This window comes from Burkholderia seminalis, from assembly GCF_001718535.1.
GTDB classification, from domain to species: domain Bacteria; phylum Pseudomonadota; class Gammaproteobacteria; order Burkholderiales; family Burkholderiaceae; genus Burkholderia; species Burkholderia seminalis.
On record NZ_CP013400.1, the window covers coordinates 56,270 to 70,142 of the forward strand.

At 63.2% G+C, this 13,873-nt stretch carries 13 protein-coding genes; 7 read left to right on the forward strand and 6 right to left on the reverse strand.

Going from position 1 to position 13,873, the window contains the following annotated elements:
• Positions 1–103 precede the first annotated feature (103 nt).
• The 3 genes from WJ12_RS20940 to WJ12_RS20950 all read left to right on the forward strand — a co-directional run bounded on the left by WJ12_RS20940 (position 104) and on the right by WJ12_RS20950 (position 1,813).
• Positions 104–661: a carboxymuconolactone decarboxylase family protein gene (locus WJ12_RS20940; RefSeq protein WP_059556384.1), complete on the forward strand. Its 558-nt coding sequence runs from the start codon at positions 104–106 to the stop codon at positions 659–661.
• Between the two features lie 120 nt (positions 662–781).
• Entirely contained in the window at positions 782–1,015 is a 234-nt protein-coding gene (locus WJ12_RS36010) for a hypothetical protein (protein WP_124609195.1), read from the forward strand.
• A 141-nt stretch (positions 1,016–1,156) separates the two neighbouring features.
• Positions 1,157–1,813, forward strand: coding sequence for a hypothetical protein (locus WJ12_RS20950; protein ID WP_034189736.1), 657 nt, complete (start codon positions 1,157–1,159; stop codon positions 1,811–1,813).
• A 138-nt stretch (positions 1,814–1,951) separates the two neighbouring features.
• Here the strand turns inward: WJ12_RS20950 and WJ12_RS20955 are convergent, their stop codons facing one another.
• Complete coding sequence (locus WJ12_RS20955) at positions 1,952–2,530, reverse strand: TetR/AcrR family transcriptional regulator (protein WP_059556383.1); 579 nt, start codon at positions 2,528–2,530, stop codon at positions 1,952–1,954.
• A gap of 169 nt (positions 2,531–2,699) precedes the next feature.
• On the opposite strand from WJ12_RS20955, the gene WJ12_RS20960 reads away from it, so the two are divergent.
• Positions 2,700–4,139, forward strand: coding sequence for an alpha/beta fold hydrolase (locus tag WJ12_RS20960; RefSeq protein WP_059556382.1), 1,440 nt, complete (start codon positions 2,700–2,702; stop codon positions 4,137–4,139).
• A 250-nt stretch (positions 4,140–4,389) separates the two neighbouring features.
• On the opposite strand, the gene WJ12_RS20965 is transcribed toward WJ12_RS20960, so the two are convergent.
• The 4 genes from WJ12_RS20965 to WJ12_RS20980 all read right to left on the reverse strand — a co-directional run bounded on the left by WJ12_RS20965 (position 4,390) and on the right by WJ12_RS20980 (position 9,482).
• Positions 4,390–5,736, reverse strand: coding sequence for an MFS transporter (locus tag WJ12_RS20965; protein ID WP_059556381.1), 1,347 nt, complete (start codon positions 5,734–5,736; stop codon positions 4,390–4,392).
• Positions 5,737–5,789: 53 nt separating this feature from the next.
• Positions 5,790–6,725, reverse strand: a complete 936-nt coding sequence (locus tag WJ12_RS20970) for an isocitrate/isopropylmalate family dehydrogenase (protein WP_049033750.1) — start codon at positions 6,723–6,725, stop codon at positions 5,790–5,792.
• 218 nt (positions 6,726–6,943) lie between these two features.
• The gene (locus WJ12_RS20975; RefSeq protein ID WP_034189732.1) at positions 6,944–7,963 is read right to left on the reverse strand and encodes a TauD/TfdA family dioxygenase; all 1,020 of its coding nucleotides are present in this window, start codon (positions 7,961–7,963) and stop codon (positions 6,944–6,946) included.
• A gap of 598 nt (positions 7,964–8,561) precedes the next feature.
• A complete protein-coding gene (locus tag WJ12_RS20980) occupies positions 8,562–9,482 on the reverse strand; it encodes a LysR family transcriptional regulator (protein ID WP_034189731.1) in 921 nt (306 codons plus the stop codon).
• Positions 9,483–9,625: 143 nt separating this feature from the next.
• Between WJ12_RS20980 and WJ12_RS20985 the strand changes: the two genes are divergently transcribed.
• Both WJ12_RS20985 and WJ12_RS20990 read left to right on the forward strand, forming a co-directional pair.
• Positions 9,626–10,930 carry a 3-isopropylmalate dehydratase large subunit gene (locus WJ12_RS20985; protein WP_049033763.1) on the forward strand — a complete coding sequence of 435 codons (1,305 nt, stop codon included), beginning with the start codon at positions 9,626–9,628 and terminating at the stop codon, positions 10,928–10,930.
• A gap of 34 nt (positions 10,931–10,964) precedes the next feature.
• Positions 10,965–11,504: a LeuD/DmdB family oxidoreductase small subunit gene (locus tag WJ12_RS20990; RefSeq protein ID WP_226103854.1), complete on the forward strand. Its 540-nt coding sequence runs from the start codon at positions 10,965–10,967 to the stop codon at positions 11,502–11,504.
• Between the two features lie 166 nt (positions 11,505–11,670).
• Here WJ12_RS20990 and WJ12_RS20995 read toward each other — a convergent pair whose 3' ends face one another.
• Positions 11,671–13,059: a TolC family outer membrane protein gene (locus WJ12_RS20995; RefSeq protein ID WP_059556379.1), complete on the reverse strand. Its 1,389-nt coding sequence runs from the start codon at positions 13,057–13,059 to the stop codon at positions 11,671–11,673.
• Positions 13,060–13,336: 277 nt separating this feature from the next.
• On the opposite strand from WJ12_RS20995, the gene WJ12_RS21000 reads away from it, so the two are divergent.
• Positions 13,337–13,831 (forward strand): YbhB/YbcL family Raf kinase inhibitor-like protein, encoded by a 495-nt coding sequence (locus tag WJ12_RS21000; RefSeq protein WP_034189727.1) that lies wholly within the window; start codon positions 13,337–13,339, stop codon positions 13,829–13,831.
• Positions 13,832–13,873: the final 42 nt, after the last annotated feature.

Genomic DNA, 13,873 nt, shown 5'->3' on the forward strand with positions numbered 1-13,873 from the left:
ATGGAATGTCGGTTCTCGAAAATAGCCAATTATTGTTTTGGGTGGAAGTCACTACTATCTCTCCTACCGAAGCCACGGTGGCTCGGATTAACGGAGAAATCTCATGGCCCGCCTTGCAATCCCCTCGAAAGAAGCCGCTCCCGCCAAAGCGCAACCGATCCTCGCGAACTACGAGAAAGTTCTCGGTGTGATCCCGAACTTCTTCGCCCTGATCTCGCAATCCCCCGACGCACTGAAGGCGATCGCCGACATGCACGGCGCGCTCGGCAAGAGCCTCGGTCACAAGACCCGGGAGCGCATCCACGTGATGACCGCCGAAGTGAACGGCTGCAGCTACTGCCTGTCGGCCCACACCTACCTCGGCGCCAAGCTGCAGGGGCTGACGCCGGAAGACATGGAGCTCAATCGCGACGGCCATTCGACCGATCCGAAGGCCGACGCCGCGCTGCAGTTCGCCTACAAGATCGCCATGTCGCGCGGTCACATCGAAGACGCCGATGTCGAAGCCGTACGTGCCGCGGGTTACACCGACGAGCAGATCGTCGACATCGTCGCCGAGACCGCGTTCAGCTTCATCACCAACCTCTTCAACAACACGTTCAAGACCGACATTGACGCGACGTTCCCGCCGCTTCGGACGCGGGCCCGTCAGGCCGCCTGAAGTCCGGGTGGTCCGGGCGTCCTATGAAGCGTCCGGCTGCCTGGTCCCGATGGCTGGTTGCTCCGTTCTGGCCACGCGCAATTCCCTATGCGCGCGTGGTTGGTCGGAACGCTTCTATTGATGCAATCCGCTGGATGGTCGCGCCTGGTAGCGAAGCAGCTTGGTCATCTCGGCGATGCCGACATCGCTGCAGTGAGGCATGCGGGCTACGACGACGCACCGAGCGTCGAAATCGTTGCACTCGCCGCCGTGAATGTCTTCACCCACGACCTCGACGAAGTGGCTAAAACCCACATCGACTTCCCCGTTGTGGCCGATCTGGCAGATCGACTGCATGCAGCAGAGACCCGATGAATCATGGACCATCCGCGCTGCGTTGATCCGCGTATAGCGAACGGACGAGCAAGAGTCATTTCAGATGCGACGTCTCAGTTCGCGTTTTCCAGGGTATTTGATGGCGCGATAAAGCGGGTATCAAAGCAGTGGCGACCCGGGATGAGCGGCAGGAAGGCATTCCGCTACATGGAACGTGTGCTGAAGCCGGAACTCGACAAGCACCTGATCACGTTTCCGCTGATACGCCTCGGCGAAATGACCATGTACTGCGGATTGTTCGAGCAACGTGGCGCCACTGGCGGGCTGGATTTCTTCTTCTTCGTCTGTTCGTCGGCTGTGCGGCCGGAAGACGGTCTCATGTACCGGATCGAGGTTAGCCAGCATGCAATGCAACGGATCATTCAGCGGACGGGCCGAACCGGCGAGGACGAGATCCGCACGCGCCTCTATACCGCCATGGCAAATATCTATTGGTTGCAGCCGTGGATCTACCGGGACAAATGGTTGCAGTTGGGGCTCGCGTGCGAAGAAGGCGTATTTGTTGGCGAAGTGCGAGACGACTGCTACAGCATCAAGACGTTCATCCCGGCGATCGACAACGGCAGACCGTCGCGATGGCGCGATTTGCACGCCGACCTGTGGCCCCGGATCCAGCGACGCGTTCCCCGCGACAAGACGTACGAAGCGGATCAGCGCTCGATTGGCGACTGGTACTTCTTCGCGGACGGGCTGACACGGCGTCATCCCTTTCTGCTGAGGCCTTATGTACCGGGGCACGATTATCTCGACGCGGCATGGGCGAGTCGTCCGGTTTGATTCCGGAAATATCTGAAAGGTTAGCCGGAGCGTCACATGCCGCGCATGGAAAAAGGCCGTTCAATGCGTGCGATTCGCCCGCCGATGCCCTATGTCGCCCCGGAATCACCAGACGCCATCGGAAGCTGGCGATGAGACCTACTCCGGAGCGTGATCCCTGCCTTCCTTCGAAAGTTCGAGCAACGCGGCCATGGCCCGCTTGTACGGCCCGAGATCGCCGTTTGCCGCCTGCAGGATGAGCGCTCCTTGCAGGCGAGCGACCCAGTCCTCCGCGAAATGCCGCGCCCGCGCCGGCGACATGCCACTTTCACGCGCCAGGGCTTCGATGGCGTCGATCCAGTGCGAAAACGCCAGCAACAAACCCTGTTTCGCAACCGAGCCGATGTTGGCCGTGGCGAGTTGACCGAGCACGCAGGGGGCGCGCCCACCGACGTACATCTGATCCAGCGTGGCCACGATTTTGCGAATGCGGGCTTTCAGCGTGCCGGACGAGTGCGCCGCGTTCAGGATTTCGCTGTCGATTACCGCTGTCGCGCGCTCCAACACGGCCTCGGCCATCTGCTCCTTTCCCTCGGGGAAGTGGTGATAGAGGCTCGACTTGCCGAGACCGGTTGCGCGCGACAGATCGGCGATCGACGCCCCGTCGAAGCCGCGATCCCGGAACACCGTGAACAGCCGGTCAATGATTTCGTCTTTCGATGCCTGAGCGGTGGCCATAGATCTTTTCGCTTCCCAAAAAGTACTGATCGTTCGGTACAAGCGGAAGGGTAAGTTGCCTTGCTCATTAAATCAACCTTGACGCCCATCATTTCCGGATGTACTGTACCGATCGTTCGGTACAGAAAACTCAGGCCGACGCCTCATTCCGTGATCCAGGAGATTTTCGATGTCCACACGCGTGACCTATCAAACCGCCTCCGTCGCCGATCGTCGTACCGGCTCGGCCCTCAATCTGTTCTACCGGGAAGCCGGCCAGAAGGACGCGCCCGCGGTGCTGCTGCTGCACGGTTTCCCGACTTCGAGCCATCAGTATCGCGGGCTGATCGAGCGTCTCGCCGACAAGTACCGGGTGATCGCGCCGGACCTGCCCGGTTTCGGTTTCTCCGACGCCCCGGAAGCGAAGGCGTTCGGCTACACCTTCGACCATCTCGCGGAAGTGATCGAGCGCTTTACCGACACGCTCGGCCTGACGCGCTACGCGCTGTACGTTTTCGATTACGGCGCGCCGGTGGGCTTCCGTCTGGCTGCGTCGCGCCCGGATCGCGTGTCCGCACTCGTCTCGCAGAATGGCAACGCGTACGAGGAAGGCCTGAGCGACGGCTGGAATCCGATGCGTGCATACTGGCAGAACCCGTCCGATGCGAACCGTGAGCAACTGCGCGGTTTCCTGACGGCCGGCACCACGCAGTTCCAGTACCGGCATGGCGAGGCGGATACGTCGCACATTGCGCCGGAGAGCTACACGCTCGACCAGCACTTCCTCGACCGCGCGGGTAACGACGAGATCCAGCTCGACCTGTTCGCCGACTACAAGGCGAACGTCGCGGCCTATCCGCGCTTCCACGAATACTTCCGCACGCATCGTCCGCCGACGCTGGCGGTGTGGGGCAAGAACGATCCGTTTTTCCTGCCGGCGGGAGCCGAGGCGTTCAAGCGCGATATCCCCGATGCCGAGGTGCATCTCGTCGATGGCGGTCATTTCCCGCTCGAGTCGCATCTGGACGAAGTGGCCGGCATCATTCGCGCATTCTTCGCGCGCACGCTGGACGTCGCACAAGGTCAGGCGCTGTTTGGCGGACTGGACGACGTGTCTGCGTCGGCGGAGGCCCAGCCGCTGTTCGACGCGATGCGCGGCGTATTCGGTTTCGTGCCGAATCTCGGCCACGCGCTTGCGGTCGAGCCACCGGTGCTGTCGGCTTACCTGCAGTGGCTCCATGCTCTCGGTGCGACGTCCCTCGATGCGGTGGCGCAGCAGGTCGCAATGGCGGCCGCGAGCCGCGTGAATGCCGCGGACTACGGCGTGGCCGTCCACGCGACGCTGGCCGGCAAGCTCGGTGCCGCCGCGGACGTGGTCGACGCGTTGCGTACCGGCAGCGCGCTTGCCGATCCGAAGCTCGAAGCGGTGCGCCAGTTCGCGACAGCCATCGCATCGAAGCGCACGCAGGTATCGGATAGCGACGTGAACGCGCTGAAGGCGGCGGGCTTCGACCGCCGCGCGGCGGTGGCGATTGCGATGGCCGTGGCCGGCAAGACGCTCGTCAACACGGTCGCGCACCTGTCGAAGATCGAGATCGATGCGGGTTTCCTGCCGGACCCCACTGCCTGACCTGCTGCGGCGGGGCGGCCGTAAATGGCCGCCCGGCAAGCAGCCTCGAGGATCGAGAGCATGTCGGGTAGTCAGCTCGACCGCGCGCGACGCGGCCGCGATGATCCCGGACACACGCCGGATCGTTTCGACGAGATCGCGTTGCTGGCGCATCTCGCTATCGACGGCGGGCCAGATGCGGCCCGCTGTCGGTTGACCGATCGCCGCCGCCGGCCCGACTTTTTCACGTCGGCCCGCCGGTCGCGCGTGCCTATTCGGTCTCCAGCGTCGACGCACCAGGGACGACGTGCGAGGGACCCGGTCGAAGCACGATCAACAGCGCACCTGCCGCCATCAGGCTCGATAGCATATAGAGTGCCGGCGTCGTCGAATGGATCGTATCGTGGACCCAACCGATGAAATACGGGCTGACGAAGCCGGCGATCTGCCCGAGCGAATTGATCAGTGCGACTCCGGCCGCGGGTGGGCGATTGGGCAGCGACGACGTGAATGGCCAGAACATCGCGATGCCGGTCAGCGTGCCTGCGGTCGCCAGCGTCAGGCCGACGATCGACAGGATCATGTCGCCGCCCGCGCCGCCCGTGAGCAAGAGTCCCAGAAAGCCGATCAACAACGGTACCCCCAGATGCAGACGGCGCTCCTGGCGGAAGTCGGCGGAACGGCCGACGACGACCATCGAGATACTCGCCGCAAGATAGGGCACCGCGCTTGCGAGGCCGATCTGGCCCGGCTTCGTGACGCCGAGCGCGTGAATGATCGTCGGCAGCCAGAAGTTCATCGCGTAGGCGCCCATCTGGATGCAGAAGTACACGAAGCCGAGCGACAGGACTGTTCGGTCGAACAGCACATGGCTCGTCGAGCCTGTCGGGTGTGCGGGCAGGGCACGCGTGCGCGCGTCTCTGTCGAGATCCTCGCGGACCATCTGCTTTTCGGCATCAGTCAGCCAGGACACCTGTTCGACGCGATCGCGCAGCACGAACAGCAGCAGGATGCCGAACAGGACGGTCGGCGCGCCCTGCAGCAGATAAAGCCACTGCCACGCGGACAGGCCGCCGCGACCGCCGGCGAAATAATCGAGCATCCAGCCGGACAACGGTCCGCCGACCGCGCCTGACACCGGAATCGAAACCAGAAACAGCGACAATACCCGGCCGCGATGCTTGGTCGAGAACCATTGCTCGAGATACAGCACGATGCTCGGAAAGAAGCCGGCTTCCGCCACGCCGGTCAGAAATCGCAGCGCATAGAACGATGCGGGTGTCTTCACCGACAGCAGGGCGGCCGACAGCGTGCCCCATGAAAGCATCAGGATGCACATCCAGCGGCGCGGCGACACGCGGCGCAATACCAGGCTGCTCGGCACGCCTGCACACACATATCCGACGAAGAATACGCCGGCACCGATCCCGAACGCCGTGTTGCTCATTCGGAGTTGATCGAGCATCTGCAGCTTGGCAAAGCCGACGTTGATGCGATCGAGATAGTTGCACATGTAGCAGACGAACAGGATCGGGATGATGCGTAGCGTCGCGGTTCGATACGCGCGCTCGAGCGCGGCCGGCCGATGCGTCGGCGATGATGAAAAGGCGGGGGACATGTCGAATTCTCCGTGCAGGAAGCGGGCCGGAAGTGACCGGTTGCCGCGTGCATTCAGTGGCGTAGCGACGGAATCGCGTCGAGGATCTGCGGCGGGTACGCCGGACGGTCCGGCATCGCGTCTTGCGGCGGGTGGCGAAGCAGCAGCGACACCGCGTTTGCAGCCGCGCGCGCCTCGAGGTCGACCTCGAGGCCGGCCGGCAGGTCCATGTGCACCGGCAGGCCGATCTCGTACAGCACGGCCGGGCCGTCCCCCACGCGGGCACGGGTGAGCAGACCGGGAAAGCCGGTCAGTGCGCTCGCGTGCGCGGCCAGCAGCGGCGCGAGGTCGCCGCCTGCGAGGACCGTATCGAACCCGTCCGGCTCGACGATGAACCGCTCGATCGCCTGCTCGACCAGCAGATGCTCGAGCTGAACGTCCGGGTACTGCAACGCGGTCTCGGACACGATGTCGCGCCACATCCCCATCACGTCCAGGCGATCCGACCGGTCGACCGAGGTCAGGCGTCGTGAGCGAGCGCCGGCCAGCCTGAAGGCCCGGTGCGCGAGGCGACGGATGTCGCTCTCCGTATAGCGCTGCGTATACCAGCCCACGAGCTCGCGTTCGCCCGCGACGACGCCGCTCGTATGCGTGTTCTTCGTGCCGCGCGACGCATCGCCCAGAATCAGGCAATCCGTTGCGCGTGCATGCCGCGTGGACACGGGAGAAAACCGCTTTAGCTCCGCCGGGATGGAGATCGCATGAAGTTCGGTATGCAGCCCGGCTACCTTGGCGAATGCGGCGACGGCCGTCGCATGTCTCGCGCCGGGTGTGGCAAGCACGATGTCCGATTCGAAACAGGCCGAATACGCGCCGTCATCGGGCGTGCCCGCGTCGACGCACGTGTAGTCGAGCGCGCCGTTGCGCGACTTGAGATCGTCGAGCAGCGCGATCACGTGACGGACGAGCGGGGCGGCGCGATTCGCGCCGGGAATGATCAGGATATGCATGATGAGAGACCTGTGCCGTTGGCGGCATGCGTGACGATTGCTGCGTCACGCATGACGAAAGACCGAGGGGACTGGCGTGGGACGAAGGAGCGGCAGGGACGCCGATCGCCGGATAGGCGAGGGCGTGCTGCGTCACGCGCGCGGTACGCGCGTGACGAACCACTCCGGCCTTGGCGATGCAAGGCAGGGTGCGACCGCGACGGCAGTCGATTGGAAAATCAGGCGAGGGCGGCCGATTCCCGGACGAGGCCGGGCTGTTCCGCGAAGTAGTGGTCGAAGCGGTGCATGCTCGCGTCGTCGCGGAAGCTGTAGGTCTTCAGAAGCCAGCGCTTGAGCGCGTCTTCGTGATCGTTGACCTCGATCAGTTCGCGGTTGTGGAGCGCATCCTGATTCGCGAACGAGAACAAGTCGCCGGTGCGGATCTGCACGCGTTCCTTGTTGGCTTTCACGATCGCGTTTTTCAGCGACAGCAGTGCGTCGATTGCGCCGAGCGGCGCGCCCGGGGCGTAGGTGGTACGCGTGTCGTAATAACGGAAGCTGTGCGCGTTCTCGAGGATCACATGCCGGTCCGACACCGTCTGATTCAGGTTCGAATCACGGGAGTATTCGTCGTACGGCGTGATGAAGTGCGGTTCGCGCAACAAGGCCTGATGCGCCTCGCTGATGTGATCGAGCAGCGCGCGGCCGTCGAGGAAGCCCGTGTAGATGCGATTGGCGTCGTTGCAACGCATGCCGAGCAGGCTGAGGTAGTCGGCCCGCACCGGGTGAGCCGTGCGGTCGTTGTGGAAGAACAGTTCGCCGTCCGTTTTCTGCGTCTGGGTCTGGCTATATTTCTTGTGGGCGTAGACGTCGTGGAAGAAGTCGCCGTTGTTGCGGGTCTGGTACGCGAGCAGCGGGGTCCGCGTCAGTTGGGCGAACAACTCGAGCAGCGCCTCGCCCACGTAGGATTTCTTCTTCGCGTACTTGTCCTGGACCGGATCATTCTGATCGAAGACCGGAATCGTGTCGTCGAGCGGGACATTGCGCAGCAGATGCGCGTAGCGCTTCTGGCCGGTTCGTTCGTTGCGGATGGTTTCGCAGACGTTCAGAAAGAAGACCGGAATGCTGCCGTTCTCGACCAAGGCGCCGATACCGCGATGAAACCCCGAGTAATCCTGGTAGGGGCTTTTATCGATTTTTCGTAGCGCGGTCGATAGGTCGCTTTTTTCTTGGTCGGAAAATTCAAACGTCGACTTCATAATATCCTCGATAAGGTAAGAAACTTCAACGCGAATTTCCAGCCCGGCCGGGCGGGAACACTACATCGCGCCCGGCATGAGGGTTCATGACGGGCACCGAATTCTTTGTTTCCGTATTCGAGAATTTCTGGTCGCAGGCGAGCCGGTTCCTTGCCAACGGAACGTTCTCCTGGCGACAGGCGTGCAAAAGCAGTCTGTTTTTAAACAAACATTGAATATTTAAATTTGATAATTTAAGGACTGCTTTTTAATGGAATCGTAAAGTTTCGATCCGTTTGACGGTCTTCATCTGGTTTATCTCTCAGGTTCCATTGTGGGTGGTTGGTGCGCAACGACGTGGCGCGCTTTATTGGAGTTCAGACTATCACCGGATTGCTGGAGACGTTACTCGAACATTTGTGGGCGTTGAATTGTTTCCAATGGGAAACTCTTGAACCGAATCGGCGCGACGAAAAGTCGTACGCATGCCTGATCGACGAGCGACCCGGACGGGCGAATGCGAGGAAGGGGGGGATTGAGGCGGGGCTGCGAGACAGGGAAGCGCGAGGCAGCGCGGCGCCAATCGACGCGCGACGGGCGTCGATTGGCCGGCGCGTGACTAGTTACCGAGCGCGCGCATTTCCGTCGCGAAGAAGCGGGTGAGATCCTGAACGAACATCCGGACACGAGGCGACAGGAAATTGTCTTCGCGATACAGCACGTAGGCCGTGCGCACTTCGGACGCCCAGTTCGGCAGCAGCTGAACCAGCTCGTTGCTGGCGATGGCGTCCCGCACGACGTAGCGCGGCAGGTAGGCGACGCCGACGCCGGCGACGGCCGCGTTCAGCAGCGCGACGCTGTTGTTCGAGCGCAGGATGCAGCGCACGCGCGTCTCGAGCTGGCGCTTGCCCTGCCGCAACTGCAGCGCGGTCGTGTGCGCGGGGCCGCGAAACAGCAGGAACGGGTGTCGAGCGAGATCTTCCGGGCGCGTGACCGGCGGGTGTGCGGCGATGTAGTCCGGTGACGCATAGATGCCCCAATGGATGTCGGTCAACGCGTGCGTGTTGGTACCCGGCTGCTCCGGGTTGTCGCGGCTGATCACGATCGCGACGTCGATGTTCTGCTCGCCGAGGTCGACCATCCGGTCGGTCAGCTCGAGGTCGACCTGGACGTGGATGTTGTTCGAGATAAAACGGCACAGCGTCGGCACGATCGCGTGATTGCCGAAGGTCATCGGCGCGACGACGCGGAGATTGCCGATCGGCTCTTCGTGATACTGGCGCACGAACGCGTCGGCGCCGCGCACTTCCGCGAGCAATCGCGAACAGTACGCGTAATAGGTGCGCCCGACCTCCGTGACTTCGATACGCCGGGTCGTACGTTTCAGCAGCGTGACCCCGAGCCCGGTTTCCAGCCGGCTGATCTCCTTGCTGACGGCCGACTTGGACAGGCCGAGCACTTTCGCCGCCTCCGTGTAGCTCAACGTGTCGACGATCTTCGCGAAGATCGCCATCGAATTCAGTTGATCGAGCTGATTCACTTCGTTTCTCCATGGAAACAAACGCTCGAAATATAAACGATTTGTTTTCGACTGTATGCGTGCCGTGTTACTTTTTTTTGCATACGACGGCGATGCATTCATCGAGGCCGCGCCGATATCCCAATGCCAGAAAAAGGGTGAGCATGAACCACGGACAAACATTGAGCCAGAAGGTATTGGCGAAGGCGAGCGGTCGGACGCATATCACGCCCGGAGAGGTGATCTGGGCCAAGGTGGACATCCTGATGTCGCACGACCCGTGTTCGCCGGGCGTGATCAGCATCTTCAAGAAGGAGTTCGGCGCCGACGCGCGCGTATGGGATCCGGCGCGCTTCGTGATGATCCCGGATCACTTCATCTATACGGCCGACGTGCTTGCCAACCAGAACGTTCGCGTGATGCGGGAGTTCGCGCGCGAGCAGCAGATCAAGCATTTCTATGACGTCGGGACGCCGAAGTATCGCGGCGTCTGCCATATCGGCCTCGCGGAAGGCGGCCACAACCGGCCGGGCGAAGTGTTGCTCGGCACCGATTCGCACACGGTCACGTCGGGTGCGTTCGGCACCTTCGCGGTCGGCCTCGGGATCACGGACGCCGCATTCGCGCTCGGCACGGGCGAGATTCCGTTGAAGGTACCCGACACGATCCGCGTCAACTTTCACGGCGAACTGCCGCGCCATGTCCTTGCGAAAGACCTGATTCTCGCCGTGCTCGGCGAACTGACGATCGACGGGGCGACGTATCAGGCGATCGAGTTCGGCGGTGAAGTCACCGATGCGCTGTCGGTCGAAGAGCGGATGACACTCTGCAACATGGTCGTGGAATGCGGTGCGAAGAACGGGATCATGGTGCCGAATCAGGCAACGCTCGACTATCTCGCCGCGCGTAACGACATCCCGTTCGAGGTCATCACGCCCGACGCGAATGCACGGTATGCGCGCGTACTCGACATCGACGTATCGAAGCTGCAGCCCCTCGTCGCGAAACCGCATTCGCCGGACAACGTCGACAGCGTCGACAACGTCGGCGATATCCGGATCGAGCAGGCGTACATCGGTTCGTGCACGGGCGGCAAGCTCGAGGATTTCGTCGCCGCAGCGAAGGTGCTGAAAGGACGCAAGGTCGCCGTGCCGACTTTTGCCGTGCCGGCGACGAAGGAAGTCTTCCATGGCATCGTGACGACCCAGATCGGCGACACGTCGATCTACTCGATCCTGACCGATTCGGGCGTCACGCTTTCATCCGAGCCGAGTTGCGCGGCGTGCTGCGGCGGCCCGGCCGACACGTTCGGCCGCGTCAACGAACCGCTGTCGGTGGCGTCCACCACCAACCGGAACTTCGTCGGCCGCATGGGCAACAAGCGCGCCAACATCTACCTCGGTTCCCCCTATACGGTGGCCGCGGCCGCGGTGGCCGGCCGGCTCGTCAATCCCAACGCATTTTTGTGAGACCCGACAGATGACCGAAAAAACGATTCGGGGCATGGCCTACGTGCTCGGCGACAACATCGATACCGACCAGATCCTGACGGCCGAGTATCTGAAGATCAATCCGTCTAGCGCGGAAGGGTACGCTCAACTCGCGTCGCTCGCGATGTGCGGGCTGCCGGAAGGTTCGATCCCGTTCATCGATCCGGCGCTTGGCAAGTCGCCGTACAGCATCGTCGTCGCCGGGCAGAACTTCGGCTGCGGCTCGTCGCGCGAGCATGCGGTGGTCACGCTCGGCGCGGCCGGTGTCAGGGCCGTGATCGCGCAGTCGTACGCACGGATCTTCTTCCGCAATTGCGTATCGACGGGGCAATTGCTGCCGGTCGCGTCGAAAGAACGGCTGTGCGAGCGGATCAGGACCGGCGACATCATCGAGATCTCGGTCGGCGATCAGGTCGTCCGGATCGACGACGGCCAGCCGGGTGCGCCGATCGAGCCGGTCGGCGAGCTCGCCAACATCGTCGATGCGGGCGGATTGTTCGCCTACGCGCGCCTGGTGGGCAAGATTCCGGCGCGCGTGCCGGAAACCGCCTGATCCATCCGTCCGGGCCGTCGGCCCGGCGGATCGCCGGCCGTCTGTCGATGCATCCGCACGACAGACGGCCGTTTTCGTTTGACGGTTCGGGTTTCGGTTTGTATGCGTGCGCTCGAACAGGCGTGATGCGTGTGGTGGGGGCCACCCGGCCACGCCGCGGACGGGGTCAACGAATGGACGTCGCGGACGGCAACGACGTCGTGAGCAGCGCGTTGACGTTCGCGAGTTCGGCGTCGGTCAACTGTCCGGCGGCACGGGAGAGTTCGAGCCAGTGCAGCATGTAGTCGTAGCGGGCGCGGCTGAATGCGGTGCGCGACCGATACTGCTTGTCCTCGGCGATGAGCACGTCGGTGCTGGTGCGATCGCCGATCTCGTAGGCAGTCTTCGCGGATCGGGTCGAGGTCCGGGTCGAGACGACCGCCGAGCGCAGCGCCGCGATCATGTCTCTCCCGTTGAGCAACGACAGATACGTCTGCCGTGCATTGAGGACCGCGTTTTCGCGTGCATCGAGCAACGCGTTGCCGGCGCGGCTTTCGAGCGCAAGCGTTTCGCGTTTGCGACTCTGCACGTAGCCGCCGGTGAAGATCGGGATCGTGATCTGCACGCCGATCACCGATGAGTTGCCGGCGCCGCCCGCGACACCGATGCCGTTCTGGCTGGGCAGCGTCGCCGAGTACATGTATCGCGAGTTGCCCTGGCTGCTGTGGTTGAAGGTGGCGATCAGATCGACTGTCGGCAGGTCGGCGGACTGCGCGCGGCGGGTTTCGCGGCTGGCCATCTCGCTGTCGATCTCGCAAGTCGCGACGTCGAGGTTGCGTTGCCGCGCAAGCGTGGTCCACTGGTCGAGATCGGCCGCGGCGAGCGGCGATACCGACGCATCGTCGGGCAATGCGGCCAGCGAACCGACCGGATGGCCGACGAGCTTGTTCAGGCGTTCGGTGCGGATCTGATAGTCGTTCAGCGCACCGGCTCGCTCGGCCCGCGCGAGGTCAAGCGCGGCACGCGCCTGATCGAGATCCACGACGGTCTGCGTGCCCGCGTCGAAGGCGGCCTGGGCGATCTTGAGCTGCTCATCGAGTGCCGCCTCGTGCGCGCGCGAAAACGCGAGCTGATCCTGCGCTTGCAGCACGTCGAAGTACGCGCGCGCGACGTCGATCATCAGGGCTTGCCTGGCCTTCTCGAACACGATCTCGCTGCGCGCGACCTTCAGCTTGCCGATCTCGTAACCCTGCCAGTCGCCCCAGTGGAACACCGGTACGACGAGCGATGCGCCATAGCCATTGGTCGTGTATTCCTGGCGAGGCAGGTCGGACACGCTCGCCCAGGTCGATCCGACGCCGAGCGCCGCCTGCAGGCGCGGCAACAGCGCCGCGCGTGCCTGCGGCAACGCCTCGACGCCCGCCGCTCGCTGAGCGCGCGCGGCGGCGTAACCAGGATCGCTCGCCTGCGCGTCCTGCCACGCGCTCATCAGGTCGGTCGCATACGCGGCTTGCGCGCACGCGCCCAGCACGAGCAGCGCGCAGGCTTTCAGGGATGTCGAGAGTCGTCCGGTCATGCGATGAGGCCTCCTGAGCGTCGACCGTTCGAGGGCCGTTTGCTCCGGACTCTAACGCAGAACGGACAGCCTGCAGCGCCTGCCGAGCGTTGACTCCCTGGCGAAATGATTGTCCTCTGGGAGAAACAATCGACGTACTGTCGATCCAATTGTTCGAAGGAAAACGGGTGCGTGCTATCTTGGCCCTGCATCGAAAGCCGGGCCCGTCGCGTCGCGTTGGCCTGATGCCGCCGGCGGAATCCGAATCCGTACGCAACCGTTAGAACAGGACAGAAAAATGACAACGTTCAGCCTTACTTCGCCGGAATTCGCCGAGCAGGGCAAGCTCGCCAAGGCACACGAGTACAACGATTTCGGCGGTGACGGCGACAACCGATCGCCGGCCTTGCGCTGGATTGGCGTGCCCGCCGGCACGCGGAGTCTCGCGATCACGCTGTACGATCCGGACGCGCCGACGGGCAGCGGGTTCTGGCATTGGGTTGCGTTCGACATTCCTCCGGACACCGAAGGATTGTCCGCCAACAGCGGCGCGAAGGATGGCCGCCTGCTGCCGGCCGGCGCGATCCAGAGCACGAACGACTATGGCGTTCAAGGCTTCGGCGGCGCATGCCCGCCGCCGGGCGCGGAACCGCATCGATACGTGTTCACCCTGCACGCGTTGTCCGTCGAAAAGCTGGGTATCGACGGGACCACGCCGAACGCGGTCGCCCGGTTCCTGATTCACGCGAACACGATCGACAGCGCGTCGACGACCGCCTACTACGGACGTTGAGCGCCCGGGCCTCGATCGCACGGAATCCAACCAGAGAAAAAG

Bases quoted from the DNA above. Each gene is read 5' to 3' on its own strand.
- WJ12_RS20940 (WP_059556384.1), top strand. From the start codon at position 104: ATGGCCCGCCTTGCAATCCCCTCGAAAGAAGCCGCTCCCGCCAAAGCG.
- WJ12_RS36010 (WP_124609195.1), top strand. From the start codon at position 782: ATGCAATCCGCTGGATGGTCGCGCCTGGTAGCGAAGCAGCTTGGTCAT.
- WJ12_RS20950 (WP_034189736.1), top strand. From the start codon at position 1,157: ATGAGCGGCAGGAAGGCATTCCGCTACATGGAACGTGTGCTGAAGCCG.
- WJ12_RS20955 (WP_059556383.1), bottom strand. From the start codon at position 2,530: ATGGCCACCGCTCAGGCATCGAAAGACGAAATCATTGACCGGCTGTTC.
- WJ12_RS20960 (WP_059556382.1), top strand. From the start codon at position 2,700: ATGTCCACACGCGTGACCTATCAAACCGCCTCCGTCGCCGATCGTCGT.
- WJ12_RS20965 (WP_059556381.1), bottom strand. From the start codon at position 5,736: ATGTCCCCCGCCTTTTCATCATCGCCGACGCATCGGCCGGCCGCGCTC.
- WJ12_RS20970 (WP_049033750.1), bottom strand. From the start codon at position 6,725: ATGCATATCCTGATCATTCCCGGCGCGAATCGCGCCGCCCCGCTCGTC.
- WJ12_RS20975 (WP_034189732.1), bottom strand. From the start codon at position 7,963: ATGAAGTCGACGTTTGAATTTTCCGACCAAGAAAAAAGCGACCTATCG.
- WJ12_RS20985 (WP_049033763.1), top strand. From the start codon at position 9,626: ATGAACCACGGACAAACATTGAGCCAGAAGGTATTGGCGAAGGCGAGC.
- WJ12_RS20990 (WP_226103854.1), top strand. From the start codon at position 10,965: ATGGCCTACGTGCTCGGCGACAACATCGATACCGACCAGATCCTGACG.
- WJ12_RS20995 (WP_059556379.1), bottom strand. From the start codon at position 13,059: ATGACCGGACGACTCTCGACATCCCTGAAAGCCTGCGCGCTGCTCGTG.
- WJ12_RS21000 (WP_034189727.1), top strand. From the start codon at position 13,337: ATGACAACGTTCAGCCTTACTTCGCCGGAATTCGCCGAGCAGGGCAAG.